A 26,885-nucleotide genomic window follows, 5' to 3' on the forward strand; every position below is an offset into this window, starting at 1 on the left:
GCCTCTTCGCGGGTAAACCCGCTCCTACGACGGCCTGTGCATGTGTGTAGGAGCGGGTTTACCCGCGAATACGGTGGCGGCGGCAACGGTGAACGGCGGGTGGAGATTGGCCAGCAAGGCCGGCCCATTCGCGGGTGAACCCGCTCCTACGAAGGCCTGTGCATTTGTGTGTAGGGGCGGGTTTACCCGCGAATACGGTGGTGCCGGCAACGGTGAACGGCGGGTGGAGATTGGCCAGCCGGCTTGGCCCATTAGCGGGTTTACCCGCGAAGAGGCCCGACCGGGCGACCGCTAGTTCAGATCACAGCCTGAACCGCCCAACCAACCCTTGCAAATGGGTACCCAACCGCGCCAGTTCTATGCTGGAGCTGGCGGTCTCCTCACTGGCCGCCGAGGTCTGGTCGGAAATATCACGCACATTCATCACGCTGCGGTTGATCTCCTCGGCCACCGCCGTCTGCTCCTCGGCCGCCGTGGCAATCTGCTGGTTCATCGCCTGGATCGACGACACCGTGCGGGTGATGGTTTCCAGCGAGCTGCCGGCGCGGCGGGTCAGCTCGACGCTGCTGTCGGTCAGTTGGCGGCTGTTGTCCATCACGCTGGCCACCCGTTGGGTGCCGCTTTGCAGGCCGGCAATCAACTCTTCGATCTCTTCGGTCGACTGCTGTGTGCGTTGGGCCAAGCTGCGCACTTCGTCGGCAACCACGGCAAAGCCACGCCCGGCCTCACCGGCGCGGGCGGCTTCGATTGCCGCGTTGAGGGCCAGAAGGTTGGTTTGCTGGGCCACCGATTTGATTACGTCGAGTACGCTGCCGATCTTGTCGCTTTCGGCCTTGAGCAGGTTCATCGCTTCGCTGGAGTTGACCACTTCGCTGGCCAGGCGCTCGATCTGTGCCACTGCCTCGCCCACCACGCGATCACCCTCGCGGGCCTGCTGGTCGGCCATCAAGGCGGCTTCCGAAGCCTGTTCGGCATTGCGTGCCACTTCGTGCACGGTGGCAGTCATCTGGTTCATCGCAGTCGCCACCTGGTCGGTTTCGACCTTCTGGTTGTTGACCCCGGCGCTGGTCTGTTCTGTCACCGCCGACAGCTCCTCGGCAGCGCTGGCGATCTGCGTGACGCCGTCGCCAATGCCGCCGATCAGTTCACGCAAACCTTGGGTCATGCGATGCATGCTGGCCTGCAATTGGCCCAGTTCGTCGCGGCGTTGTACCTGCAGGCTCTGGGTCAGGTCTCCACTGGCCACTCGCTCTGCGGCGCGCAGTGTTTGGCGCAGCGGGATGATGATTTGCCGGGTAATGGCCCAGGCGGCCAGCAGGCCAAGGGCCAGTGCCAGCACGGTGGCAGCTGTGAGCAGTGTTTTGGCCTGCGCGGCAGCGGCATCGCGCACCTCGGTTTGCGAGGTGGTCATCATCTGGCTGGCCTGCAGCAGTACCGTGCCTTGTTCAACCATGCGTTGCAGCGCTTGCTCGCTGGCCAACTGGGCATTGCCGAACTGGGTCACCGCATCGCGGTAGCCGCCCATGGCCGTGGCGGCATCATCCAGGCTGGCAGCATGTTCGGCTGGCACTTTGGCCGGCAGTGTACGCAGCTCGGCCAAGGCCTGGTCGATGGCTTTTAGTGCCGTTTGCTGGTAATCGGCATTGCCGCTGTAGGTGTAGCCACGCACCTGGAAACGCGCTTGTTGCAGCAGGGCGCTGACGTCCACCGCGTACTGGTACTGGTTGATGTTTGCGCCTTGCAGCAGGCTACGCTGTACGCGGCCTATCAACTCCACGGCTTTATCGGCGCTGCTCCCCAGTACATCACGGCTGGCTTCGCGGCGTTGGTCGGCTTGCTTAAGCTCGTTGAATGCCTGCTGGTAGGTGCGCACTGCCTCGCGTTGCTGTTCGAGGCGTTGGCGGTCGGCGGGCTGTTCGATCTGGCCAAGCATCAGCTGCACCTGGCGGTCAAGGCTGCTCAGGGCTTTTTCCAGTTCTGCCAGCGAAGCGTCGTCGCGGCGGCGATCATACTGCTGGCGGGCGATGCGCAATTCCTGGGTGTATTGCTGGATGACAGAGATGTTTCCCAGTTTGTCGCCACGGTCGATGATGCTGTCCATGCCGTGCCAGCCGGTCAGGGTAATCGCCAAGGTCAGCAGCAGCACCAGGCCGAAACCCAGCCCCAGTTTGCGATTGACGCTCACATTGCCCAGCGATTGGGCTAACCATTGATACATGTTCGACTCCCCGGCGGCTTGGCAGCACAAATAATTGTATTGTTGCCAAGGCCATCGGCCCGTGAGAGGGAAACTTGATGGGCGAAGAAGGGGTGTTTGTGTCAGAAAATACGCGAAAGCAGCGCGGTGACGGCGGTCTCCACCCGCAAGATGCGATCACCCAGCTGTACCGGCGCCAGGCCTGCCTTGCCCAGCAGGTCGATCTCGTAGGGGATCCAGCCACCCTCGGGGCCAATTGCCAGGGTAACGGCTTGTTCTACGGCGCGCGGACAGGTTGGGTAAGGGCCGGGGTGGCCGACCAGGCCCAGGGTGCCGGCGGCGATGGTGGGCAGGCGGTCTTCGACAAAAGGCTTGAAGCGCTTTTCAATGATCACCTCGGGCAGCACGGTGTCGCGCGCCTGTTCCAGGCCCAGGATCAGGTTCTCGCGAATGGTGTCGGGCTGCAGAAAGGGCGTTTGCCAGAAGCTTTTCTCGACCTTGTAGCTGTTCAGCAGGATCAGCCGCGGCACGCCCAGCGTGGCCACGGTCTGGAACAGCCGTCGCAGCATTTTGGGGCGAGGCACCGCCAGCACCAGGGTCAGGGGCAGCTTGGCCGGTGGCTGCTGGTCGAAGGCCACTTCAAGTTCGGCTTCGTGCTTTTCCAGGCGCAGCACCGTGGCCTTGCCCATCAGGCCATTGATACGGCCCACGCGCAGGTTGTCGCCCACTGCCACGCGGTGGATTTCCTGCATATGGGTGAAGCGCCGATCAGCAAGAACGACACGGTTGGCCGAGACGAAGTCGGCCTCTTCAAGAAGCAGCAGGTTCACGGTTGGGTCGCTGGTGGCTGGTCGTTATGGTCATCGGCGGTTTCGTCGTGGGCGCTGCGCTTGCGGATCAGGCTGCCGCACAGCACGCCGATCTCGAACAGCAGCCACATGGGCACGGCCAGCAGGGTCTGGGAGAAGATGTCCGGTGGGGTGAGGACCATGCCGACCACGAAGCAGCCGATGATCACATACGGGCGGACTTTCTTCAGGTACTTCACGTCGACCACGCCGATCCACACCAGCAGTACGACCGCTACCGGGATTTCGAAAGCCACGCCGAAGGCGAAGAACAGCGTCATCACGAAGTCGAGGTAGCTTGCGATGTCGGTCATCATCGAAACGCCTTCTGGCGTGGCGCTGGCGAAGAAACCGAAGATCAGCGGGAATACCAGGAAATAGGCGAAGGCCATGCCGGCATAGAACAAGAAGATGCTCGACACCAACAGTGGAATGGCGATGCGCTTTTCATGGCGGTACAGCCCTGGCGCGATAAAACCCCAGATCTGCTGAAGGATGAACGGGATGGCCAGGAACAGCGAGACGATCATGGTTAGCTTGAACGGCGTGAGGAACGGCGAGGCCACATCGGTGGCGATCATCGTTGCATTGGCCGGCAAGTGCTCGCGCAGTGGCGCGGAAACCAATGTGTAGATCTGCTGGGCGAAGGAGAACAGCCCGGCAAAGATCAGGAAAATGACGGCAACGCAGCGCAGCAGGCGGGTGCGCAGTTCGGTCAGGTGCGAAACCAGCGGCATTGGCTGGTCGTGTTCCGGGTTCTCGCTCATGGGGCTCGCGGCGGTTGAGGCGGTTGAGGCGGTTCAGACGGTGCGGCCGGGGCAGCGGGTGCTTCGACCGGCTTGGCTTCGAGCCCGGCAGGTGGCTGCACGCTGGCCGTGGTGACCGGCGGCTGCGCGGGTGGCGTCATTGGGTTGAGGATACGCTTGGCTTCCTCTTCCATCTGCAGGATGTGCTCGTTATGCAGTTGGCGGCGGATGTCGTCGGCGCCTATTTCGCGCTCCACTTCCATCTTGATGCTGTTGAAGCTGCGTTTGAGCCGGCCGATCCACAGCCCTGCCGTGCGCGCGGCACCCGGCAGGCGCTCGGGGCCGAGCACCAGCAGGGCGACCAGGCCGACGAGCAGCAGCTCGCTGAAACTCATGCCAAACATGGGTCAGTCTTTCCGCTGCGGCTCTTGGACCGGGTGGGCCTGCCCTTCGATGGTGTGGCCTTGCTGCGGCTGCGCGGTGTTTTGCACCGGTGGCACAGGTTGGGCAGGCGGCGGAGTCTGCTCGGCCGGCTTGGTCTCTTCTTCGTTCATGGCCTTGCGGAAGCCCTTGATCGACTCGCCCAGGTCGCTGCCGAAGTTCTTCAGCTTCTTGGTGCCGAACACCAGGACCACGACGACCAGCAGGACGATCCAGTGTTTCCAGTCAAAGATACCCATTTCGTACTCCTGAAAATTGTGTGTACAGCATATCGATCCGGCAACCCGGCGCCTATGGGAGCGGGCGTCCCCGATAAAACATCAGGCAGATGGCTGGCGTGCGGCCTTTTCATCATGCCCGGAAAGACCGAAGCGGCGTTCCAGTTCATCCAGCACGGCTTGCGGATGCTGGCCCAGCGCACTGAGCATCACCAGGCTATGAAACCACAGGTCGGCGGTTTCGTAGATGACATCGCTGTAATCCTTGCTGATCTGGGCATCCTTGGCAGCAATGATCGTTTCGACCGACTCTTCGCCGAGCTTTTCAAGGATCTTGTTCAGGCCCTTGTGGTACAGGCTGGCCACGTAAGAGCTGTCAGGCGCCGCTTGCTTGCGTTCTTCAAGCACTTCGGCCAGGCGGTTGAGGGTGTCGCTCATGTCAGTGTCCTGCGCTGTAAATGGCATCCGGGTCCTTCAGGACCGGGTCGACGATTTTCCACTGGCCGTCTTCATAGACGCGGTAGAAGCAGCTTTCACGACCGGTATGGCAGGCGATATGGCCCAGTTGCTCGACCATCAGGATGATCACGTCGGCGTCACAGTCCAGGCGCAACTCATGCAGTTTTTGCACATGCCCGGATTCCTCGCCTTTGCGCCACAGCTTGCCACGCGAACGCGACCAGTAGATGGCACGCTGCTCGGCGGCGGTCAGGGCCAGCGATTCACGGTTCATCCAGGCCATCATCAGCACGCGTCCGGTCTTGTGGTCCTGGGCGATCGCCGGTACCAGGCCATCGCTGTTCCACTTGATCTCGTCCAGCCAGTCTTTCATCGTCGACTCCAAAGCGGGCCCGCTCCTGTGCCGGGCCCTTTGCGCTAGTGTGCCAGCCACAGGCGCGGCTGGCTATTGGCGCACGATCAGGTAAAGGCCCGCAGCCAGCATCAGCCAGGCGGGCCAGGCGGCCGGGGCGGCCAGGCTGGCGGTTTCTGCAGCGCCTGCGGCCAAGACTGCGCCACCGCCGAGCAGACCGGCGCCCAGCAGGCGCAGCGCCCAGCGGTCGCCCTGGCGGCGTCGTTCCGGCAATTGTGGATTGTGCAGGTGAGGCTGCGACAGGCGTTCGAGCAGGTCGCGGGTCATGCCAGCCAGGTGCGGCAGTTGCTCTACCTGACTGTGCAGGTTGCCGAACACGGCCTTGGGGCTATAGCGGTCGCGCATCCAGCGTTCGAGGTACGGCTTGGCGGTGCTCCACAGGTCCAGGTCGGGGTACAGCTGACGGCCCAGGCCTTCGATGTTGAGCAGGGTTTTCTGCAGCAATACCAGCTGTGGCTGCACTTCCATGTTGAAGCGCCGTGCAGTCTGGAACAGGCGCATCAGTACCTGCCCGAAGGAAATATCTTTTAACGGTTTCTCGAAGATCGGCTCGCAAACGGTGCGTATCGCTGCTTCGAACTCGTTGACCTTGGTGTTTGCCGGCACCCAGCCCGAGTCGATGTGCAACTGCGCCACGCGGCGGTAGTCACGCTTGAAGAAGGCAAACAGGTTGCGCGCCAGGTAGTCCTGGTCCTCGGCGGTGAGGCTGCCGACGATGCCGCAGTCGATGGCAATGTACTGCGGGCTCCACGGTTTGACCGTGCTGACGAAGATGTTGCCGGGGTGCATGTCGGCATGGAAGAAGCTGTCGCGGAACACCTGGGTGAAGAACACTTCCACGCCGCGCTCGGCCAGCAGCTTCATGTCGGTGCGCTGGTCGGCCAAGGTGGCCATGTCGGTCACCGGTACGCCGTAGATGCGCTCCATCACCAGCACCTTGGGGCGGCACAGATCCCAGTACACCTGGGGCACGTACATCAGCTCGGAGTCTTCGAAGTTGCGCCGCAGCTGGCTGGCGTTGGCAGCCTCGCGCAGCAGGTCGAGCTCGTCGTAGATGGTTTTTTCGTAATCGCCGACGATTTCCACCGGGTGCAGGCGACGGGCATCCGCCGAGGCGCGTTCGGCGGCCTTGGCGATCAGGAACAGCCAGGCCAGGTCTTGGGCGATGACCGGCTTCAGGCCCGGGCGCACCACCTTGACCACCACCTCTTCGCCGGTTTTAAGGCGTGCGGCGTGCACCTGGGCCACCGAGGCCGAGGCCAGTGGCTCGACGTCGAAGCGGCTGAACACCTCGCCGACCTTCGCACCGAGCTGTTCCTCAATCAAGGCCACGGCTTGTTTTGGGTCGAACGGTGGCACACGGTCCTGCAACAGCATCAACTCGTCGGCGATGTCGGGGGGCAGGAGATCGCGGCGGGTGGACAGCAGCTGGCCGAACTTGATGAAGATCGGCCCCAGGTCCTGCAGTGCCAGGCGCAGGCGCGCGCCACGGCTGAGTTCGGTGGGCTTGCGTGGCAGCCAGCGCCACGGCATCAACAGGCGCAGGCTGGCCAGCCACCAGGGCAGCAAGGGTTGGTCGAACAGCAGGTCATCGAGGCGGTAGCGGATCACCACACGCTGGATGCGAAAAAGACGTCGGACGGCGAGCAGCTTCATGCGTTATCGCTGGTATCAAGGGATCGGGACAGGCGCCTGAGGCGCGCTTCGAGGCGTTCTGTATCAAGCTTCAAGGCATCGAGCTCGCTGAAGGCGGCTTCGGCCTCGCGCTTGCCGACCAGGGTACGGGATTCTTCGGCCAGGTACTCGGACAGGTTCTGGCTGAAACGTGCCAGGCCTTGGCGAGTCCAGCGAGCGCGCAGGCGGATATGACCGGCCAGCATTGCCGTGGCGACCGGGCCAAGCCAGCGTTGCAGCTCGTGCTCCCAGTCCAGCTCCAGGTCCTGCAGCACACCGAACAGGTCGAGCAGTACGGCGCTGTCGCCGTGCAGTTCGACCTGCGGGCTGTGCAGCACGGCGGTCTTGTCCTTGGCCAGGGCCAGTTGCGCCAGGCTACCGGCGGGGGCGCGCAGGCTGCAGTCGACCTCGCCCTGCCAATGGGCGGCGAGCATCAGGCCCTGCTCATCGGGCAGGATGAACACCTGCAGGGCCGGTTGGCGGCAGTCGATTTCGATGACCTTGCCTTCCAGCGCGGCCAGCCGCGGCAGGGCCGTGCTGTCCAGGCGCAGGATGCGGTTCAGGCCATGTTCGACGCTGGCGAGCAGCCCGGCCAGCAACATCAGGGTTTGATTCCCCGGTGCACGGCAACGATGCCGCTGGTCATGTTGTGGTAGGTGACGCGGTCGAAACCGGCCTCGACCATCATGCTCTTCAGGGTTTCCTGGTCAGGGTGCATGCGGATCGACTCGGCCAGGTAACGGTAGCTCTCGGCGTCATTGGTGATCAGCTTGCCAGCCAGCGGCATGAAGGCGAACGAGTAGGCGTCGTAGGCCTTGGACATCAGCTTGTTGGTCGGCTTGGAGAACTCCAGGATCAACAGGCGGCCACCGGGCTTGAGCACGCGCAGCATCGAACGGATGGCGGCGTCCTTGTGGGTGACGTTGCGCAGGCCGAAAGCGATGGTCACGCAGTCGAAGTGGTTGTCCGGGAACGGCAGCTTTTCAGCGTCGGCCTGGACGAACTCGATGTTGCCGGCCACGCCACGGTCAAGCAGGCGGTCTCGGCCAACCTTGAGCATCGAATCGTTGATGTCGGCCAGCACCACTTGCCCGGTCGGCCCGACAAGACGGGAGAACTTGGCCGCCAGGTCACCGGTACCGCCGGCGATGTCCAGCACGCGGTTGCCGCTGCGCACGCCCGACAGCTCGATGGTAAAGCGCTTCCACAGGCGGTGCATGCCGCCGGAAAGCACGTCGTTCATCAGGTCGTATTTGGCTGCCACCGAGTGGAACACTTCGGCGACTTTCTTCGCTTTCTGGCTTTCAGGCACGTCCTGATAGCCGAAATGGGTGGTGGGTTCGGCGTGGTCGCCTTTGCGCTGGTCGTTCATATCGCTTCACCGAAAAAAATTACCGCCATTCTAGGGCGAACGGGCGGATTTGTCTTGGCGGGGTGTGCCAGTGGGCAGGGGCGGGCATAATGCTCATTATGTCTACATCTTCAGGAACGCCCGCATGACCCAGATCAGCGTCGAACGCAAACACTCCCTCGGCCGTGATGCCGCCCGCGCCAAGGCCGAAGCGCTGGTCGACAAGCTCAGCCGCGAGTACGACCTCAAGGCCACCTGGAACGGTGACCGCGTGGACGTTGCGCGCAGTGGCGCCAATGGCAGCGTGCACATTGGCGACGACAGCATCCGCGTCGAACTGAAGCTGGGCATGATGCTGTCGATGATGAGCGGCACCATCAAGGGTGAGATCGAGCGGGCGCTGGACAAGGCCTTGGCCTGAGCCGGCGCCGCTCTCTGGCTACTGCGGCGCGTCCGTCGGGAAAGGAATGATGCCAATTACCTGCTCCAGGCGCAGATCGCCGCGGTAGATCGCGATGCGCTCGTGTGCGTCTGCGGCCTGCTCGAGCATGGCCTTGCGGCCCCTTACGCCTGCATCCCAGAACTTGAGGTGGCCCTTGACGAAGTCATGCCCTCTCGCTTCGAGGCTGGGATAGTGAAAATGCGCCTCCCACAGTAACCGCTGTGGCGCTTGCACATCGCGAATCTCGTAGACGTCGAGGTAATCATTGGCGTGACGTAGCTGCCGGCGAATCACGGTCTGCCTGATCCGAATCCGCTTCTGCTCAGCCAGGAAGCGAAGGGCCTTGCCGTCGGGATGGCGGGTGTTCAGATACGCGTCGGTGAGCAGCCGAAGCCTTTCGTGATGGATGCGGTCTACCGCTGCCCGAAGGAGGTCGACCAAGCTGGAATCCAGTGGATTGTTCAGCGCGGTCAGTTGCTGCTGCACTTCGCGCATGTCACCTGCTGGCCATTCCAGAAAGTCGGCCAGGCTGTTGGGCTCATCGGCATAGTGCGCGGCGAAGGCAATTTTCCCATCCACCTCTGCCAGCAGGCGGTTCGCTCGTTGGCGCACCTGGGCCCGGTCACGTTGGGTGGGCCGCGCTTGCTCAGGCACGGCATGCCACACCCCGTCGCGTTGCGCGAAACTGCCCGCAGGCTCCTGGTTGAATGCACTGCGCTGGATGGCCCGGTTGCCCATTTGGTCGATTTCCACCAGCAGCGGTCGACCTCGGTCAACACGGATGACCCGGCGCCTGATCGTTGCGGGGCGATGATAGGACGCTGGCGAGGGGGGACTGATGCCGCTGTCGAGGTTGGTCAAGGTCGCGCTCAGTTGCTGCTCCGTGATCTGGGTAATGGTGGACAGTTCGCGTATGTATTCGTCCAGCACGTCAGCGACCAGCGCAGGCGAGTCCAGTGTCCTCATGTATTGGGCGCGATCCAGCACGGTACGGTATTTCTGAAGGATATCCTCAAGCAGTTCGGCTTTGACCTGGGCCGTCTCTTCGGTGGCTGCCAGCCCGTCGTGGCTCCAAACCGTTCGGCTAAATTCGATGCCGCTGAGCGGCGCGCGCATCGCAAGCAAATGCTCGGCCGTGTCCGCAGAGAGCCGGGTCTTGTCCACGGCGAGGTAGGCCAGGTCACTGAGTAGCTGGGCCCGAATGACCAGTGTCGAATACGTCCTGCGTCGAATGGTCTGGGCGAGTTTCGTGGCTTTATTGGGAAAATCGATCTTGGGGTCCTGCAGTGCTTCCGCCAGGGTCCGGTCCAGCCGCTGGCTGACGACAAGCAGGCGGCGGCTGGCCTGACTAGAATCGCGTACCCGTTCGCGATAATCGAGGTATTGCTGTATCTGCTCGGCAGTCTCTGGAACGCGGGGCAGCCCGATGGACTGTGCGCTCAGTGCCTGGTGGTCGACCTGCTCCAGCAAGCGGCGGCACAGCAGCATGTCGTTCTCGATGGCTGCACCGTACCAATTGCCGTATCGGCGTCGACTCGGGGCACGGGTGTCGAATTTGCTGAATCGTGGTTCGGCCATCTCCTTGAATACTTCGATATTCCCATGCAGTAGCGTGCTCTGCCGTTCCAGGTAGAGTGCGGATGCCCTGATTTTCGGTAAGTGGCGTAGGCGCTGGGCTTTGAGTGCCTGCTTCTGAAGCTGCAATGCTGGCGGCGGTGTAGCACGCTCATGTGCAGGTAGTGCATCGACAGCCAGGCTGTATTCCAGAGCGAGGTCGTCATAAGCCTGCAGTTGTACTTGGCTGCGTTCCATAAGTGGCGCCATCTGATTCAGCTCTTGTTGGTTCGCCGCGGCGGTTGTAGTCAACGTGTCGAACCGCTGGCGGTTTTCAGCGTTGATGGATTGCCTGTTCCTTGGCATGCCGCCAGAGAGTTTCAGATTCAATGTCCATTGGCCATTCCAGCGCGTCAACCAAGGGCCTTTTTGGCGTTCACGACCAACGATATGGTAGCCGTCCCGGGCGCCATCCCATTGGGACACCCATTCGCTGCTGCTCGGCTCGGGGCCGATGATCTGCATGCCGTTCCAGGTCTCGATGACTTCATAGGCGCCATCGCCCAGTTTGACGTAGTAACGGCCGGCGATATTGAACAACCCACGCAAACGGCCACTTGCCAATGGTGCGTGCCCTTCCAGTGGCTGCAAGGCTTGCAGCTGTGCCAGTGACTGGCGCTCCTGTACTGACAGGTTGCTCAGGCGCTGCTCGTCATGCCAGCCATCTACACGCACGCGCGTGGGCTGCTGCGCCTCGACGGGGGCCTGCCACGGTTTCTCCTGTGGCTGCTCGAGCGCTGGGGGCGGGGATTCTTCCTTCGGCGCAGGGCCTGAAAAACGCAACGTAACGGCCGCTTCGCTGTTGGCAGGTGGCGTTGCGGGGCGGTGGGCAAGGAGCAAGGCCAGGTTGGTGAGCAGGTCTATGGCGGCGACGATCTTATCGTCACCGCTGCGCTTGATCAGCGCTTCTACGTCTTCCTTGGCCGCCGACAGTGCCACGACCAGCCACACCAGGGTGGTCATCGGGCCATGCCAAAGCTGGGTGACGGTATTGAAGATCGCCCAGGCAGCCTCCTTCACCAAAGCCCGCACTTCCTGGGCATTGGAGACGCTGTTGCTGGCTGAGGCCAATAACATGGTCTCGATGCGGGCATTGAACAGGTGAGTGTCCAGATCATCCGTCCAGGCCTGGAACGAGGCCTGGACCGGGCGTATTAGTCGTTGCAAAAGACCGTCCAGCAGCTCGACCGGCACATTGAGCAGGTGCGTCAGCGTGGTAATGTTCGGGTGCAGGTGGGGGTGCTTGAACCCGTCGTTCTGGTAAATCGGACGCGCGTCATCGTCGAGCCAGGCCAATACGCTCTCTTGCAGTTCGCCCCTGCGGCGGATTGCGTCCATCAGCAATTCGAGGGTCGGAAACTCCTGCAACGCCCTGTCGACATAGAAGGGGCGGTACAAGACCCAGCTGCCGCTTGCCGGTATTTCGATAATGAACATCCCGTGCGCCACATCGCTTGCCGAAGCGCCAGGTGCGCAAAGAAACGCCAGGGGGGCGATGCGCAGAAGGTCCGCGCCATTGTCCATGCCCTGGCAGAACCTTAGCATTGCCTGGCTTGCCGTTTCGCTAAGCTGACGCTCGATCTTGGCCTTCAGGGTGCTGAAGCGAAGGGCGTAACGCCACTCCCTGGCATGTTGCCTGATTCGTTGGGACCTGCGCGGTTCGGCTCTTACTTGATCTTGCAGGTAAGTGGCGTAGTGACCGCCGATATCGACCTGATGAATCAGCGCCCTGATCTGCTCGATGCTTAGCCAGTCCTTCACGGGCGAGCCATCCTCGAAACTGAGCCCGGTCATCACCTCGCCAGCCTCAAGGCGCAGGCGGGAGATCGCCAGGTCGGTCAGGGATACCGTGTGCAGGAACAGGGATTGCCCTTGCGTGCCAGGGCCGATGATGGCCTGGGAGATGCGGATGTGCACTTTGTCCGGGTCGTGTACCGCCTTGTCTGGATGGCTGGCCTGCAGTTGCTCGCGCAAACGGCGAGCGGCGTAGCGACGGATATCTTCGACATCCGCCAGCGATGTCGAGCCGTTCGACTGACCTTGGTTCGCCGCCAGGTCGAGCAGTGCGGTGTGATAGGCGTAGCGGTCCTCAGCGCTGGCATTGAGCAGCCATCGCGGCGGGCTGACAGCGGGTGCGGTTCGTTCCTGCGAAGGCAGGTCGAAGAAGTAAGCTGACGGGTCGCTCACCTGGCGCAGTTGTCGCTCTAGCTCGTCGACGGTTGCCAGGCCACCAAGACGCAGGTGTCCGATGTCGTCAAGGATATCGTTCAGCAGTTGCCTGGCCTGGAAGGCGAAAGGGCGTCCGATCACCGGTGTGTGCGCCCAGGACAACGCTTCGAAGCGATAGCGTTGCGCTAGCTGCCGTTGCAGCGCAGTGGCAAAGCTGGGCAGGTCGACATGGCGACGAACCGAACCGCAGGGCTTGCATTGCAGAACCAGGTTGCGGGTGCCACTTGTAGTGATGAGCAACAGATCCGGTAGGGTGACGGTGCGTGCCTCGCCATCCGTTCCGAGCGTGACTTGTATCGCCTCGACAGCCAGGCTGTCGAATACCCCGTCGAGCAGGGCGTACATTGCAGCTTTTTCATCATCTGCAAGGCCTTGACGAGGGAGGTTCTCGAGTAATGCGGCCTTGATGGTGTGTTCCAGCCAGAGCATGCGCGAGACTTGGCTGTCTTCGTCGAGTCCGTTCCAGAAGCCGATCTGGGCTTGCTGGAAGGCGGGTATCAACGCGCCAAGCACTGTATCGAAGTCATCGTTGAGCTTCGTCAGGTCCGGGATGATTTCGGGTTGGCGGATGTTGTCCTGGCCTTGCTCCTGAATTTTAAACACATGGGGCGGGCTGATGCTCAGCTTGTCTGCGGCGCTTGGTTGCGCACGTTCCTTGGCCAGAAAATGCCTGAGAAGCTCGTCCAGCAACCCGCTCTGACGTGGGAGATCACCTGTGCTGGCCGGTGCATGCAGGATGACGAAAGGATCGAGCGATGTGATGTGAGGGTGGTTGCGGTGCAACCATGGATACCGGTCGTTGAAAATCTGGAATGCTTCTTTTGATAAAACGTCCCGCACGCTGGGTCGTTTGGAGAAACAGGCTGCCACGCTTTGCTTGAACGTCAGCCTGGGTGGGTTTGCTACAGCAGTCATGGCGTCGATGTCCGTGAGGTGAAGCCTGCGACGCTAGCGCGATGGTCAACGGGGCTTGCGGTATATAGATGCGACAACGACGACCTTAGGGTGAGGTTTCTAATTTTCTTCCCTACCTTATGCTCAAGCCCAGCCTCCATGGGCGGTTTTCCACCACTCATGAGCATGAGGTACACAGCATGGCCAAAGTGATTGTGAAGAAAAAAGACGAAGCCCTGGGCACGCTTGGCGAGGTGCGCGGCTATGCGCGCAAGATCTGGCTGGCCGGTATCGGCGCCTACGCCCGCGTTGGTCAGGAAGGCTCTGACTACTTCAAAGAGCTGGTCAGGGCGGGTGAAGGTGTCGAGACGCGCGGCAAGAAGCGCATCGACAAAGAGCTCGATGCCGCCAACCACCAGCTTGACGAAGTCGGTGAAGAAGTGAGCCGCGTACGCGGCAAGGTAGAAATTCAACTCGACAAGATCGAAAAAGCTTTCGACGCACGGGTCGGTCGCGCCTTGAATCGCCTGGGTATTCCGTCTAAACATGACGTTGAGGCGTTGTCGATCAAGCTTGAACAGTTGCATGAGCTGCTTGAGCGCGTCGCGCACAAACCATAAGGAGAGCAGGATGGCTGGCAAGAAGAACACCGAAAAAGAAGGCAGCTCCTGGGTCGGCGGGATCGAGAAATACTCCCGCAAGATCTGGCTGGCGGGGCTGGGTATCTATTCGAAGATCGACCAGGACGGCCCGAAGCTGTTCGACTCGCTGGTGAAGGATGGCGAGAAGGCCGAGAAGCAGGCGAAAAAGACGGCTGAAGATGTTGCCGAGACTGCCAAGTCTTCGACCACTTCGCGGGTGTCAGGCGTGAAGGACCGTGCGCTGGGCAAGTGGAGCGAACTTGAAGAAGCCTTCGACAAGCGCCTTAACAGCGCCATCTCGCGCCTTGGCGTGCCGAGCCGCAACGAGATCAAGGCACTGCACCAGCAGGTGGACAGCCTGACCAAGCAGATCGAGAAGCTGACCGGTGCTTCGGTTACGCCGATTTCGTCGCGCGCTGCAGCAACCAAGCCGGCTGCAAGCAAGGCTGCGGCCAAGCCACTGGCCAAGGCAGCGGCAGCCAAGCCTGCGGCAAAAACGGCAGCGGCGAAACCCGCAGCCAAAACCGCAGCGGCAAAACCTGCAGCCAAGCCTGCAGCAGCCAAGCCTGCGGCGAAGCCGGCAGCGGCCAAGAAACCTGCGGTGAAGAAGGCTCCGGCCAAACCGGCAGCCGCCAAGCCAGCCGCCCCAGCGGCCAGCGCTGCGCCTGCTGCGACCACAGCACCGGCACCTGCCGCCACCCCGGCCGGCAGCACGCCATCGGCACCTACCGGCACCGGTACCCTGATCTGATACCGCGTTGCCCTCTTCGCGGGCTCGCCCGCTCCCACAGGTACAGCGCAGATCCGAAAATCAGCGCAGACCCTGTGGGAGCGGGCATGCCCGCGAAGGCCCCACCACGGATCTGCTCGGCCTAGCTCTCCAGGTACTTCACTGCCAGCTGCTCCGCCGCCGCCCGGGCCTGAGCCTGCAGATGCGGGGCCACCAGCATCATCACCTGGTACACCACGATCCCCACATCCCCCTCGCGCCCCAGCACACGCTGGTAATCCAGCGAGAACATCAGCGTCAGTGTGATCTGCTCAACCAGTTGCCCCAGCGCCTGGGTATCACTCTCCACCAGCCCTTGGCTCTTGAGGCTGGCCAACAGCGCCGCCAGCGTGCGTTTGATTGCATTGATCAGGCTGCGCATGCCTCGGGCGAGCTTGGGCAGGCGCCCGGTCAGGTTGGACAGGTCCTGGAACAGGAAGCGGTACTGAGCCATGCGCTCGACGATCAAGTGCAGAAACAGCCAGTAATCCTCTGCGTCCAGCCGCACCTCCAGCGGCGGGTCCAGCAACGGCATCAACGCTTCTTCAAAACGCTCGAACAAGCCCAGTACCAAGGGCTCCTTGCCATGGAAGTGGTAGTACAGGTTGCCTGGGCTGATGCCGAGTTCGTTGGCAATTTCCAGGGTGGATACGTTGGGTTCGCCCTGCTGGTTGAACAACTGCAGGGCGCATTCAAGGATACGGTCGCGGGTTTTCATCCAGTCAGCAGCTCATCGGGTCAGCACGTAGGTGCCTGGCGCGGGGCCTAGCGGTGGATAAGTGGCGTTGCCCAGTTCAGTGCGCGGCGTCTTGAGCAGGCCGGAGCGGGCGGTGATCCACTCCAGCCACAATGGCCACCAGCTGCCTTCGCTGCGCTTGGCGTCGTGGAACCAGGCGCGTGGGTCGCTGCTCAGCTTGGGGTTGGCCAGGTAGTAGGCCTTGGGGTTGCCTGGCGGGTTGATGATGCTCTGGATATGCCCGCTGTTGGCCAGCACGAAGCGCCGCTCGCCACCCAGCAGCAAGGCCGAGCGGTACACCGCGTCCCATGGCGTGATGTGGTCGTTGCTGCCGGCCACGGTAAAGCTGTCGATATTGACCTGCTGCAGGTCGATCGGCGTACCGCACACCTCCAGCCCGGACGCGTAGGTCAAGGGGTTGAGCTTGAAAAACTCCAGCAGGTCGCCATGCAGCGCGGCGGGCAGGCGCGTGCTGTCGGCATTCCAGTACAGGATGTCGAACGCCGGCGGTGTCTTGCCGAGCAGGTAGTTATTGACCCAGTAGTTCCAGATCAGGTCGTTGGGCCGCATCCAGGCGAAGATCCGCGCCACTTCGCCACCATCCAGCACGCCGCGCTGATAAGAGCGGCGCTTGGCCGCTTCGATGGTCTGCTCATCGGCGAACAGGCTGGCCGGGCTTTCGAACTTGCTGTCCAGCAAGCTGACCAGGTACGTGGCACTGCGCACCCGGCGCAATTGCTTCTTGGCTTGCAGGTGGCCTTGCAGTGCGGCCATGGTCAGGCCGCCGGCACAGGCGCCCATCAGGTTGGGGTCGCGGTTGCCGCTGATACTGCGGCAGGCATTGAGCGCTTCCTCCAGGGCTTGCACGTAGCTGGAAAGGCCCCATTCACGGTGGCGTGGGTCGGGGTTGCGCCAGCTGACCATGAACACCTGCAAGCCGCTTTTGAGCATGTACTGGACGAAGCTGTTGGTGGCGCTGAGGTCGAAGATGTAGAACTTGTTGATCTGAGGCGGCACGACCAGCAGTGGGCGTGCGTGTTGCTTTTCGCTCATCGGCGAGTACTGGATCAGCTCCAGCAGCTCGTTGCGAAATACCACTGCGCCAGGGGTTGCGGCCAGGTTAACGCCCACTTCGAAGGCGCGCTCGTCCACCTGACGCGGCAGCCCATCGTTGTGACGCAGGTCGTCGAGCAGGTGGGCCACGCCGCGCACCAGGCTCTGGCCGCCGGTGTTGAACAGCTCCTTGACCGCCAGCGGATTGAGCAGTGAGTTGCTGGGGGCCAGCGCATCGTTGATCAGGTTGAACAGAAAGTGGGCGCGGGCTCGATCATCGTCGTTCAAATGGCTTTCATCGATCCACTGGCGTGTCTGCTTCTGCCAGGCCAGATAGGCCTGCAGGCCGCGGCGGTAGAACGGGTTCTGGCTCCAGGTCGGGTCACTGAAGCGTGCGTCACGCGGGTTCGGCTGGTAGGGCGTGTCCCCCAGCATCACCCGCCCCAGCTGCCCGCCAAGCGCCAGCAGATGATGCGCGGTATGCAGCGGGTGGCGCAGGCCGTGGCGGCCGACGTTGCGCAGCGTGGAAAGCAGGTCGCGGCCGCGCAGGCCGAGGATGGCGTTCTGCACGTTCATGCGGGTGCCGGGGAGCGTTGTCGATCCTTTGGCCGGTTTGTCTGTCATGGCAACACTCCCTCGTCTGATCCATTTCCCCTGTCAGGCCGCAGCTGTTTCACCCCCCCGAGGCCGGGCGGGGGTGCATGACCGCTCGCTGACGTTCTTCCTGCAGGAACTTCATGATGATCGGGGCGACGGCTTCGGCACGGGTGATCAGGAACAGATGGCCGTCGTCGATAATGTGTAGCTGGGCATTGGGAATACGCCAGGCCAGCAGGCGCATGTTGATCAACGGGATCAGCGGGTCGTCGTCGCCGGCCAGTACCAGGGTGGGCTGCTGGATCTTGTGCAGCCAGTGGATGCTGGTCCAGCCCAGCCCGGCGAACAGCTGCCAGTAGTAGCCCAGCTTGCCGCCGGAGCGCACCTTGGCGGCATGGTGCATGGCCAGGTCGGGGTCACGTCGGAAGCCGCCGCCATAGATCATCGGTGCAATGCGGATGACATGCGACGGCTGCACGTAACGCCGGGGGCTGGCCATCATCCACAGCACCTTGGGCTTGCCTGGCACCATTACCGCGCCAGCAGCAGTGGCGGCCAGCACCAGCTTCTTGCAGCGCTCGGGGTAATCGTGAGCAAACTGCTGGGCCAGGGCGCCGCCCCAGGAAACGCCGATGACGTTGACCTGACCGTAGTCGAGGTAGTCGAGCATCCGCGCGGTCAGTTTGGCCAGCCCGGGGAAGCGATACGGGTGGCGTGGTGTGGACGAGCCGCCGACCCCGGGCACATCGAAGGCGATGACTTCCAGGTCCTGGTCCAGTGCTTCGATGAACGGGAACACCAGCTCAAGGTTGGCGCCGATGCCATTGAAGATCAGCAACGGCGTCAGGTGCGGCTTGCCCGGGCGAACGGCGGTGCGGATTGACTGGTTGTCCAGCTGGACGGTCCTGAAAATATAGGGTTGCGGCATGCACGTGACTCTTGGGTGAAGTAAACACCGTGGCGCCCCACAGGCCGCCACGGCGCTGTAACTCAACGCTCGTGAACGTAGGTGCCTGGGGAGGCTTCGCCGGCGGTGTAGGCACGGTTGCCCAGGCGGGTCGGTGCCTTTTTCAGCGCGCCGGCGCGCTCGCCCAGCCAACTTTGCCAGTGCAACCACCAGGAGTCTGCATGCTTGGTGGCGTTTTCCTGCCAGGCCGCCGGGTCACCCGGGCGGTCGGCACCGGTCATGAAACGTGCTTTCGGGTTGCCCGGCGGGTTGAGGATGCTCTGGATATGCCCGCTGTTGGACAGTACGAATTCGATCTTGCCGCCGAACAGATGTGCCGAGCGGTAGCACGACTGCCATGGGGTGATGTGGTCGTTGGTGCCGGCGAGGCTGTAGATGTCGCATTTGACCTGTTTCAGGTCGATCGCGGTGCCGCATACCTCCAGGGCTTCGGGGCGGGTCAGCGGGTTGTTCTTGAACATTTCGATCAGGTCGCCGTGGAAGGCGGCAGGCAGGCGCGTGGTGTCGTTGTTCCAGAACAGGATGTCGAACACGGGGGGCTCATTGCCGAGCAGGTAGTTGTTTACCCAGTAGTTCCAGATCAGGTCGTTCGGGCGCATCCAGGCGAACACCTTGGCCATTTCGCTGCCTTCGAGCACGCCCGCCTGATAAGAGTGGCGCTTGGCGGCCTCCAAGGTCTGCTCGTCGACAAACAACGCAACCTGGTTGTCCATGGTGGTGTCCAGCACGCTGACCAGCAGGGTCAGGGCGTTGACCTTGTTCTCGCCAATGGCGGCATAGTGGCCCACCAGTGCGGTACAGGTGATGCCACCGGAGCAGGCGCCGAGCATGTTCAGGTCCTTGCTGCCGGTAATCGACAGCACCGCGTCGACGGCTTCTTTCAGCGCATCGATGTAGGTGGACAGGCCCCATTCGCGCTGGGCCTTGGTCGGGTTGCGCCAGCTGATGATGAAGGTCTGCTGCTGCGAGCGCAGGCAGAAGCGCGCCAGGCTCTTTTCCGGGCTGAGGTCGAACACGTAGAACTTGTTGATCTGCGGCGGTACCACCAGCAGCGGACGGGCATGCACCTGTTCGGTGATGGGGCTGTACTGGATCAGTTCCAGCACATCGTTGCGGTACACCACCGCGCCTTCGCTGGTGCCCAGGTTCTTGCCCACTTCGAAGGCATCCATGTTCACCTGGCTGGGCATGCCGCCGTTGTTGACCATGTCCTTGGCCAGGTTGGACAGGCCATCGAGCAGGCTCTTGCCGCCGGTTTCGAAGAAGCGTTTGACCGCAGCCGGGTTGGACAGGGTATTGGTCGGCGCCATGGCCTCGGTCATCAGGTTGATGACGAACTGGCCGCGGCTGATGTCCTGGGGGGACAGGTCGCTGCTGCTCACCCAGTCCTGCAGCTCCTTGCGCCAGGCCAGGTAGGTTTGCAGGTAGCGGCGGTACAGCGGGTTGTTGCTCCAGGCCGGGTCATTGAAGCGACGGTCGTCGCTGTCCGGGGCCAGGCTGGATTTGCCCAGCAACACGTTCTTCAGCTCCAGGCCAAAGTGAGCCACATGCTTGGCGCTGTGCAGCGGTTGGCGCACGGCCTGGCGCAGCACGGTGCGTGCCGAGCTCAAAAGGTCCTTGCGGCGGATGCCGATGACCGGGTTCAGCCCCAGGGTGTTTTCCGAGGCCTGCCGCTGCAGCTCATCGTTGTTCTTGTTACTCATCTACGACGCTCCGTTGTCCTGAGACGAGTACCGGTTGCTGTGGTGGGTGCACAGCCCTGAGCCCGGTACTGCTACTCGGGTGACCAGTGATAAGGAACAGCGGTGCTGCGTGGGTTCTGACGACCTGCAAAGTCATGCAGGGAACTTGCCACACCCATTGGTTACCCGACTTTCGTGTAATGCGCAAGACAGCCCTTCACTGGGCTGTCTGCAAGTCATTCAAACAGATGAATTTAGAAAATGCGCTCTAAACCCCGCAGGCCTTGCGCTAGAGCATGAGCTTGACCACAGATTCGGCTGGGTCGCGGGATTTGCCGGCCTTGTGCAACTCGTCGAGGTATTCCGCCCACAGTTGTTCCTGGCGCAGGCACAGTTGCTCAAGGTATTCCCAGGTGAACAAGCCGCTGTCATGGCCGTCGTCGAAGGTCAGTTTCAGTGCATATTGGCCGGCAGGTTCCAGGCCGCTGAGGCCGACGTTGATCTTGCCGAACTGCAGGATGGGATTGCCGTGGCCCTGGACCTCGGCGGAGGGAGAGTGCACGCGCAGGAATTCGGCGGGCAGGTGGTAGACCTCGCCGGGCGCGTAGGTGAGGCTGAGGGTTTTGGAGGCTTTGTGCAGGTTGATGGCGGTAGGCAGGCGGGCCATGGGCAGAATCTCTCGGGAGCTGATGAAGCACAGCTTCCAGCTTATGGGGGAGGGATTCAAGGCCTCTTCGCGGGCAAGCCTGCCCCTGCACGGATCACCACAGGCCCAAGGGATGGGGTGACATGTGCAGGAGCGGGCTTGCCCGCGAAACTGTCAGAACCGGTCTTACAGGATGTAACGCGACAGGTCTTCGTTCTGTGCCAGCTCACCCAGGTGGCTGTTCACATACGCCGCGTCGATCTGGATCGGCGCTTCGTCATGGGTGCTGGCCAGGTCGCCCGCACTGAACGACACTTCTTCGAGCAAGCGCTCGAGCAGGGTGTGCAGGCGGCGAGCACCGATGTTTTCGGTCTTCTCGTTGACCTGGTAGGCAATCTCGGCCAGGCGCTTGATGCCGTCGGCGAGGAATTCGATGTTCAGGCCTTCGGTCTTCAGCAATGCCTGGTACTGCTCGGTCAGCGACGCGTGCGGCTCCTGCAGGATACGCTCGAAGTCTTCCGGGGTCAGTGCCTTCAGCTCGACACGAATCGGCAGACGGCCTTGCAGCTCGGGCACCAGGTCGCTCGGCTTGCTCAGGTGGAACGCACCCGAGGCAATGAACAGAATGTGGTCGGTCTTGACCATGCCCAGCTTGGTGTTGACGGTGCAGCCTTCGATCAGCGGCAGCAGGTCGCGCTGTACGCCTTCACGGGACACGTCGGCACCGCCAACGTTGCCACGCTTGGCAACCTTGTCGATTTCGTCGATGAACACGATACCGTGCTGTTCGACTGCTTCCAGGGCCTTGGCCTTGAGCTCTTCCTCGTTGACCAGGCGGCTCGCTTCTTCATCGCGAACCATCTTCAGCGCTTCTTTCACCTTCAGCTTGCGCGCTTTGCGCTTGCCCTTGCCCATGTTGGCAAACAGGCTCTGCAGCTGGTTGGTCATTTCTTCCATGCCGGGCGGCGCAGCAATTTCGACACCGACGGCATCGGCCACTTCAATCTCGATTTCCTTGTCGTCCAGCTGGCCTTCGCGCAGGCGCTTGCGGAACAGCTGGCGGGTGTTAGAGTCGCTGCTGGTCTGTGCGGCTTCTTCGCTGAAGCTGGTGACGCGTGCCTGGGGCAGCAGGGCGTCGAGGATGCGGTCTTCGGCGGCGTCTTCGGCGCGGTGGCGCACGCGGATGATTTCCTGCTCGCGCAGCATCTTCAGCGCGGCATCGGCCAGGTCACGGATGATCGACTCGACGTCGCGGCCCACGTAGCCCACTTCGGTGAACTTGGTGGCTTCGACCTTGAGGAACGGCGCGTTGGCCAGTTTGGCCAGCCGGCGGGCGATTTCGGTCTTGCCGACGCCGGTAGGGCCGATCATCAGGATGTTCTTGGGGGTGACTTCGGCACGCAGCTCTGCAGGGAGCTGCATACGCCGCCAGCGGTTGCGCAGGGCAATGGCCACGGCGCGCTTGGCGTCGTCCTGGCCGATGATGTGGCGGTTGAGTTCGTGGACGATCTCGCGGGGGGTCATGGACATGATCAATACGGTCCTTGGGCAGGTGAGTCAGCGTGGAAAAGCCCCTTCACCGGGAAGGGGCGCCAGAACAGCTGAATCAGTCGGCCAAGTCCTGCTCCTCGATGGTCAGGTTGTGGTTGGTGAAGACGCAGATGTCGCCGGCGATGTTCAGGGCGGTCTCGGCGATTTCGCGGGCCGAGAGGTCGGTCTTGTTCAGCAGGGCACGGGCTGCGGCCTGGGCATAGGCGCCGCCGGACCCCATGGCGATCAGGCCATCTTCGGGTTCGACCACATCACCGTTGCCGGTGATGATCAGGGATGCATCCTTGTTGGCCACGGCCAGCATGGCTTCCAGGCGGCTCAGGGAGCGGTCGGTACGCCATTCCTTGGCCAGCTCGACGGCGGCGCGTACCAGGTGACCCTGGTGTTTTTCCAGCTGACCTTCAAAGCGCTCGAACAGGGTGAAGGCGTCGGCAGTAGCGCCGGCGAAGCCCGCGATGACCTGGCCGTGGTACAGGCGGCGCACCTTCTTGGCGTTGCCTTTCATCACGGTGTTGCCAAGGGATACCTGGCCGTCGCCGCCCATGACGACTTTGCCGTTACGGCGGACAGAAACGATTGTGGTCAAGGGGAGAGTCTCCACGCAGCGGGGCGAAAGTGCCTGATGCAGACTCATATGGGGGTGGGGGGAAGGATTTCAACCGGGGGGGATGAATGGTCGCGCTTGGCGGGGTGGCTATGTGAAGGCATTCGCGGGCGTGCCCGCGAAGCATGTTACTCAGGCCTCGTGGCAGATGTGCCCATCGACCAAGGTATAACGCACCGCGCCCGGCAGGCAGTGGCCGATGAACGGGCAGTTCTCGCCACGGGAGAACCATTGTTCGCCAGCAACGGTGGACGCTTGCGGGTCGAACAGCACCAGGTCGGCCGCGCCACCCACTTTCAGCTCACCGGCCGGCAGGCGCAGCGCGGCAGCCGGGCCGCTGCTCAGACGAGCCAGCAAGGTCGGCAGGTCGAGCAGGCCGTCCTGCACCAGGGTCATGGCCAGTGGCAGCAGCAACTCGACGCTGCTGATACCCGGCTCGGTGGCGCCGAACGGGGCCAGCTTGGCGTCGCGCTCGTGCGGCTGGTGGTGGCTGGAGATGGCCTGGATCACCCCTGACTTCACCGCCTCGCGCAACCCGTCACGGTCGGCAGCGGTGCGCAGCGGCGGCTGCACGTGGTACAGGCTGGAGAACTCGCGCAGCGACTCGTCCGTGAGGATCAGCTGGTACAGCGCTACATCGGCGGTTACCGGCAGGCCCAAGGCCTGGGCCTGGGCGATCAGCCGCGCGCCACGGGCGCTGGTGATCTGGCTGAAGTGCGCACGCACGCCGCTCTGTTCCACCAGCAGCAGGTTGCGCGCCAGGGCCACGGTTTCGGCGCTTTCCGGGATGCCCGGCAGCCCGAGGAAGCTGGCCATGGCACCTTCGTGGGCCAGGCCGCCCTGGGCCAGATCGCGGTCCTGGGAGTGGAACACCACCGTCAGATCGAAGGTGGCGGCATACTCCAGGGCGCGGGCCAGGGTACGGTTGTTGGGGATTTCCTTCAGGCCGTTGCCAAACGCTACGCAACCGGTGTCACGCAGGGCCACCAGTTCGGCCAGTTGCTCGCCCTCCAGGCCCTTGGTCAGGGCGCCGACCGGGTAGACCTTGCTGTTGGCGGCTTCGCGGGCGCGGTCAAGGATAAGTTCGGCTACCGCCGAGGTGTCCAGCACAGGCTTGGTCTGTGGCGGGCAGCACAGGCTGGTGACACCGCCGGCAACGGCAGCGCGGGTTTCACTGGCGATGTTGCCTTTACGGCTGTAACCCGGCTCGCGCAGGGACACGCCCAGGTCGACCAGGCCGGGCGCAGCGACCAGGCCATCAGCCTGGATCGTGCGGCTGGCGCTGAAACCGGCCGGTGCGGCGCCGATGGCGACAATGCGGCCGCCGTCCAGGTGCAGGTCGGTGACCTGGTCCAGGCCGCTGTTGGGGTCGATCACCCGTGCGCCGAGAATACTGATGGTCACTGGGCGTTCTCCTGGTCCAATTGACGTTGCGCGTTCTGCCCGCTCATGGCCATGGACAGCACGGCCATGCGCACGGCGATACCGTAGGTGACCTGGTTGAGGATCACCGAGTGCTTGCCATCGGCAACCGCCGACTCGATTTCCACGCCACGGTTGATCGGGCCCGGGTGCATGACGATGGCGTCAGGCTTGGCCCCGGCCAGGCGTGCAGTCGTCAGGCCGAACAGGCGGTAGAACTCGCCTTCACTGGGCAGCAGGCCACCGGCCATGCGCTCACGCTGCAGGCGCAGCATGATCACCACGTCGACGTCTTTCAGGCCTTCGGCGAGGTCGGTGTAGACCTTTACGCCGTACTGCTCGATACCGATCGGGATCAGGGTTTTCGGCCCGATCACGCGGATGTCCGGGCAACCCAGCGCTTTGAGCGCGAGCATGTCGGAACGGGCCACACGCGAGTGCAGGATGTCGCCGACGATGGCCACGGACAGGTTTTCGAAGCTGCCTTTGTGACGGCGGATGGTGAGCATGTCGAGCATGCCCTGGGTCGGGTGCGCGTGGCGGCCGTCACCGCCGTTGATCACGGCCACTTCCGGGCACACGTGCTCGGCGATGAAGTGCGCGGCGCCGGAGTCGGAGTGGCGTACGACGAACATGTCGGCGGCCATGGCTTCGAGGTTGCGCAGGGTGTCGAACAGGGTCTCGCCCTTGCTGGTCGAGGAAGTCGACACGTTCAGGCTGATCACGTCGGCCGACAGGCGCTGGGCTGCCAGCTCGAAGGTGGTACGGGTACGGGTCGAGTTCTCGAAGAACACGTTGCACACAGTCTTGCCGCGCAGCAACGGGACTTTTTTCACAGCCCGGGCACCGACTTCCAGGAAGGAGTCGGCGGTGTCGAGGATCTCGGTGAGCAGTTCGCGGGGCAAACCGTCAAGCGAGAGGAAGTGGCGCAGCTGGCCCTGATCATTGAGCTGCAGCGGGCGCTTGGCGTCGATTGGCGTCATCGCGGGGGACTCTTAAAGGGCGGAAGCGGAGGCGAGGTCCTGGCGCTCGAGGGCGAGCGGTGCGGGTCCGGTCAATTTTACCCGTTCATGGGCGCCCAGCGACAGGGTGGCGCCGAGCACGTTCGGGCGAATCGGCAGTTCGCCGGCATCCAGGTCCAGCAGGCAGACCAGGGTGACGCTGGCCGGGCGGCCGTAATCGAACAGTTCGTTGAGCGCCGCGCGGATGGTACGACCGCTCATCAGCACGTCATCCACCAGCACCAGATGCTGGCCTTCGACCTCGAACGGCAGCTCGGACGGGCGCACTTGTGGGTGCAGGCCGTTCTGGCTGAAGTCATCGCGGTAGAACGAGACGTCCAGGGTACCCATGGGGCTGGTGTCGGCCATGGCATCCTGCAGGGCCTGGGCAACCCAGACGCCGCCGGTGCGGATACCGATGTAACGGGGCTCGGTGATTGCCCGGCGCGCCAGGTGGGCACGAAGGTCGACAGCCATCTGCCGGATCAGCTCGGCGGGATTGGGTAGGCTCATTGCGGGCTCCTCGGAAGGGTGCGCCGGGTGGGCCCGGCGGCAAAGATGATCAGGTATTGGCCTCCAGCCAGCCTTGCAGCAGCAAGGCAGCGGCAATGGCATCGACCGGGTTGTCGCGGTAGCTGCCACGCTGGCCGCCACGGGCCATGCGCTCGCCTTTGGCCTCGAAGGTGGTCAGGCGCTCGTCGTGCGTGTGCACGGGCAGGTTGAAGCGGCCGTTCAGGCGGCGGGCGAACTTTTCGGCGCGGGCGCTCATTTCGCTGGGCGTGCCGTCCATGTTCAGCGGCAGGCCGACGACAATGGCATCTGGCTTCCATTCGGCAATCAGCTTTTCCACCTGGGCCCAGTCCGGTACGCCGTTCTGCGCCTTCAGGGTGCACAGTTCGCGGGCCTGGCCGGTAATCACCTGGCCGACGGCCACGCCGATCTGTTTGCTGCCATAGTCGAAGCCCAGCAGCAGGCGTAGCTCAGCCATCAGGCGTGGCCCGCCTGGCTGGTCAGCAGGTGCAGGTTGATCCCCAGGCTGGCGGCCGCAGCCTCAAGGCGCAGGTCGCTGGCCATGCCGAAGACGATTTCCGGGTCGAACGGGCAGTTCAGCCAGGCGTTGTCGGCCAACTCCGCTTCCAGTTGGCCCGCTTCCCAACCGGCATAGCCCAAGGTGATCAGGCTCTGCTTCGGGCCCACCCCGGCGGCGATAGCCAGCAGTATGTCCTGTGACGTGGTCAGCGACAGCCCTTCCAGCGCCACGCTGGCCTGGAAACTGCACTCGCTGCTGTGCAGCACGAAGCCGCGGTCGGTTTGTACCGGGCCACCCTGGTAGATCGGCACCTGCAAGGTGCTGGCCGGCGGCGTTTCGTCCGGGCGCAGTTGCTCGAGGATGTCGGCCAGGCTCAGTTCCTGTGGTCGGTTGACCACCAGGCCCATGGCGCCATGCTCATTGTGCTCGACGATATACGTGAGGGTCTGGGCGAAGTTCGGATCGGCCATGTGCGGCATGGCGATCAGGAACTGGTGCTTGAGGTAGCTGGGTGCGAGGGTTTTCATGGGGGATAGTGTGGCGCCAGGTGGCGAGACTGACAAGGTGGGCTTTGTGTCGCTGGTGCCGGCCCCTTCGCGGGGATGCCCGCTCCCGACGGTACGCCACAGGCTTCATGGCCGGCGAGCAACCTGTGGGAGCG

26 protein-coding genes are annotated in these 26,885 nt (G+C 62.9%); 3 read left to right on the forward strand and 23 right to left on the reverse strand.

What is annotated here, in order from left to right; genetic code table 11:
• Positions 1-301 precede the first annotated feature (301 nt).
• From QYE47_RS11235 to ubiE, 10 genes are all read right to left on the reverse strand, one after another.
• On the reverse strand, positions 302-2,218 hold the full coding sequence (locus QYE47_RS11235) for a methyl-accepting chemotaxis protein (protein WP_070384429.1): 1,917 nt from the start codon (positions 2,216-2,218) through the stop codon (positions 302-304).
• A 101-nt stretch (positions 2,219-2,319) separates the two neighbouring features.
• Positions 2,320-3,027 (reverse strand): 16S rRNA (uracil(1498)-N(3))-methyltransferase, encoded by a 708-nt coding sequence (locus QYE47_RS11240; RefSeq protein ID WP_014592673.1) that lies wholly within the window; start codon positions 3,025-3,027, stop codon positions 2,320-2,322.
• Entirely contained in the window at positions 3,024-3,812 is a 789-nt protein-coding gene (gene tatC / locus QYE47_RS11245; RefSeq protein WP_010955577.1) for a twin-arginine translocase subunit TatC, read from the reverse strand. The genes QYE47_RS11240 and tatC overlap by 4 nt, the downstream gene beginning before the upstream one ends.
• Complete coding sequence (tatB, locus tag QYE47_RS11250) at positions 3,809-4,195, reverse strand: Sec-independent protein translocase protein TatB (RefSeq protein WP_014592672.1); 387 nt, start codon at positions 4,193-4,195, stop codon at positions 3,809-3,811. The genes tatC and tatB overlap by 4 nt, the downstream gene beginning before the upstream one ends.
• Before the next feature lie 3 nt (positions 4,196-4,198).
• On the reverse strand, positions 4,199-4,471 hold the full coding sequence (locus QYE47_RS11255) for a twin-arginine translocase TatA/TatE family subunit (protein WP_010955575.1): 273 nt from the start codon (positions 4,469-4,471) through the stop codon (positions 4,199-4,201).
• Positions 4,472-4,552: 81 nt separating this feature from the next.
• Positions 4,553-4,888, reverse strand: coding sequence for a phosphoribosyl-ATP diphosphatase (locus QYE47_RS11260; protein WP_003249283.1), 336 nt, complete (start codon positions 4,886-4,888; stop codon positions 4,553-4,555).
• A 1-nt stretch (position 4,889) separates the two neighbouring features.
• Positions 4,890-5,282: a phosphoribosyl-AMP cyclohydrolase gene (gene hisI / locus QYE47_RS11265; protein WP_003249284.1), complete on the reverse strand. Its 393-nt coding sequence runs from the start codon at positions 5,280-5,282 to the stop codon at positions 4,890-4,892.
• Positions 5,283-5,354: 72 nt separating this feature from the next.
• On the reverse strand, positions 5,355-6,977 hold the full coding sequence (gene ubiB, locus QYE47_RS11270) for a ubiquinone biosynthesis regulatory protein kinase UbiB (protein ID WP_014592670.1): 1,623 nt from the start codon (positions 6,975-6,977) through the stop codon (positions 5,355-5,357).
• On the reverse strand, positions 6,974-7,597 hold the full coding sequence (locus QYE47_RS11275; protein ID WP_014592669.1) for an SCP2 domain-containing protein: 624 nt from the start codon (positions 7,595-7,597) through the stop codon (positions 6,974-6,976). Before QYE47_RS11275 ends, ubiB begins: the two co-directional genes overlap by 4 nt.
• A complete protein-coding gene (gene ubiE / locus QYE47_RS11280) occupies positions 7,597-8,367 on the reverse strand; it encodes a bifunctional demethylmenaquinone methyltransferase/2-methoxy-6-polyprenyl-1,4-benzoquinol methylase UbiE (RefSeq protein WP_004576729.1) in 771 nt (256 codons plus the stop codon). Before ubiE ends, QYE47_RS11275 begins: the two co-directional genes overlap by 1 nt.
• 124 nt (positions 8,368-8,491) lie before the next feature.
• Here ubiE and QYE47_RS11285 point away from each other — a divergent pair, with 124 nt between their 5' ends.
• Positions 8,492-8,767: a polyhydroxyalkanoic acid system family protein gene (locus QYE47_RS11285; protein ID WP_003249289.1), complete on the forward strand. Its 276-nt coding sequence runs from the start codon at positions 8,492-8,494 to the stop codon at positions 8,765-8,767.
• 18 nt (positions 8,768-8,785) lie between these two features.
• Here QYE47_RS11285 and QYE47_RS11290 read toward each other — a convergent pair whose 3' ends face one another.
• Positions 8,786-13,546 (reverse strand): hypothetical protein, encoded by a 4,761-nt coding sequence (locus QYE47_RS11290; RefSeq protein ID WP_335726715.1) that lies wholly within the window; start codon positions 13,544-13,546, stop codon positions 8,786-8,788.
• 179 nt (positions 13,547-13,725) lie between these two features.
• On the opposite strand from QYE47_RS11290, the gene QYE47_RS11295 reads away from it, so the two are divergent.
• Positions 13,726-14,145, forward strand: a complete 420-nt coding sequence (locus tag QYE47_RS11295; RefSeq protein ID WP_014592667.1) for a phasin family protein — start codon at positions 13,726-13,728, stop codon at positions 14,143-14,145.
• A 10-nt stretch (positions 14,146-14,155) separates the two neighbouring features.
• A complete protein-coding gene (locus QYE47_RS11300) occupies positions 14,156-14,917 on the forward strand; it encodes a phasin family protein (protein WP_014592666.1) in 762 nt (253 codons plus the stop codon).
• 121 nt (positions 14,918-15,038) lie between these two features.
• Here the strand turns inward: QYE47_RS11300 and QYE47_RS11305 are convergent, their stop codons facing one another.
• From QYE47_RS11305 to QYE47_RS11360, 12 genes are all read right to left on the reverse strand, one after another.
• Positions 15,039-15,653, reverse strand: coding sequence for a TetR/AcrR family transcriptional regulator (locus QYE47_RS11305; RefSeq protein WP_019437385.1), 615 nt, complete (start codon positions 15,651-15,653; stop codon positions 15,039-15,041).
• Between the two features lie 12 nt (positions 15,654-15,665).
• Positions 15,666-17,348: a class II poly(R)-hydroxyalkanoic acid synthase gene (phaC, locus tag QYE47_RS11310; RefSeq protein ID WP_023390258.1), complete on the reverse strand. Its 1,683-nt coding sequence runs from the start codon at positions 17,346-17,348 to the stop codon at positions 15,666-15,668.
• A 49-nt stretch (positions 17,349-17,397) separates the two neighbouring features.
• A complete protein-coding gene (gene phaZ / locus QYE47_RS11315; RefSeq protein ID WP_014592663.1) occupies positions 17,398-18,249 on the reverse strand; it encodes a poly(3-hydroxyalkanoate) depolymerase in 852 nt (283 codons plus the stop codon).
• A gap of 62 nt (positions 18,250-18,311) precedes the next feature.
• A complete protein-coding gene (gene phaC / locus QYE47_RS11320) occupies positions 18,312-19,991 on the reverse strand; it encodes a class II poly(R)-hydroxyalkanoic acid synthase (protein WP_070384427.1) in 1,680 nt (559 codons plus the stop codon).
• A gap of 268 nt (positions 19,992-20,259) precedes the next feature.
• Positions 20,260-20,637 (reverse strand): gamma-butyrobetaine hydroxylase-like domain-containing protein, encoded by a 378-nt coding sequence (locus QYE47_RS11325; RefSeq protein WP_003249306.1) that lies wholly within the window; start codon positions 20,635-20,637, stop codon positions 20,260-20,262.
• Positions 20,638-20,802: 165 nt separating this feature from the next.
• Positions 20,803-22,146 (reverse strand): ATP-dependent protease ATPase subunit HslU, encoded by a 1,344-nt coding sequence (gene hslU / locus QYE47_RS11330; RefSeq protein ID WP_003249308.1) that lies wholly within the window; start codon positions 22,144-22,146, stop codon positions 20,803-20,805.
• Positions 22,147-22,222: 76 nt separating this feature from the next.
• On the reverse strand, positions 22,223-22,753 hold the full coding sequence (hslV, locus tag QYE47_RS11335) for an ATP-dependent protease subunit HslV (RefSeq protein WP_003249309.1): 531 nt from the start codon (positions 22,751-22,753) through the stop codon (positions 22,223-22,225).
• A 150-nt stretch (positions 22,754-22,903) separates the two neighbouring features.
• Positions 22,904-24,175 carry a dihydroorotase gene (locus QYE47_RS11340; RefSeq protein ID WP_010955564.1) on the reverse strand — a complete coding sequence of 424 codons (1,272 nt, stop codon included), beginning with the start codon at positions 24,173-24,175 and terminating at the stop codon, positions 22,904-22,906.
• Complete coding sequence (locus QYE47_RS11345; RefSeq protein WP_003249311.1) at positions 24,172-25,176, reverse strand: aspartate carbamoyltransferase catalytic subunit; 1,005 nt, start codon at positions 25,174-25,176, stop codon at positions 24,172-24,174. The genes QYE47_RS11340 and QYE47_RS11345 overlap by 4 nt, the downstream gene beginning before the upstream one ends.
• A 12-nt stretch (positions 25,177-25,188) precedes the next feature.
• Entirely contained in the window at positions 25,189-25,707 is a 519-nt protein-coding gene (gene pyrR, locus QYE47_RS11350; protein ID WP_014592661.1) for a bifunctional pyr operon transcriptional regulator/uracil phosphoribosyltransferase PyrR, read from the reverse strand.
• 49 nt (positions 25,708-25,756) lie between these two features.
• Positions 25,757-26,182: a Holliday junction resolvase RuvX gene (gene ruvX / locus QYE47_RS11355; RefSeq protein WP_003249316.1), complete on the reverse strand. Its 426-nt coding sequence runs from the start codon at positions 26,180-26,182 to the stop codon at positions 25,757-25,759.
• On the reverse strand, positions 26,182-26,751 hold the full coding sequence (locus QYE47_RS11360; RefSeq protein WP_003249318.1) for a YqgE/AlgH family protein: 570 nt from the start codon (positions 26,749-26,751) through the stop codon (positions 26,182-26,184). Before QYE47_RS11360 ends, ruvX begins: the two co-directional genes overlap by 1 nt.
• Positions 26,752-26,885 lie beyond the last annotated feature (134 nt).

Source organism: Pseudomonas sp. 2,4-D (genome assembly GCF_030418155.1).
GTDB lineage: Bacteria > Pseudomonadota > Gammaproteobacteria > Pseudomonadales > Pseudomonadaceae > Aquipseudomonas > Aquipseudomonas alloputida.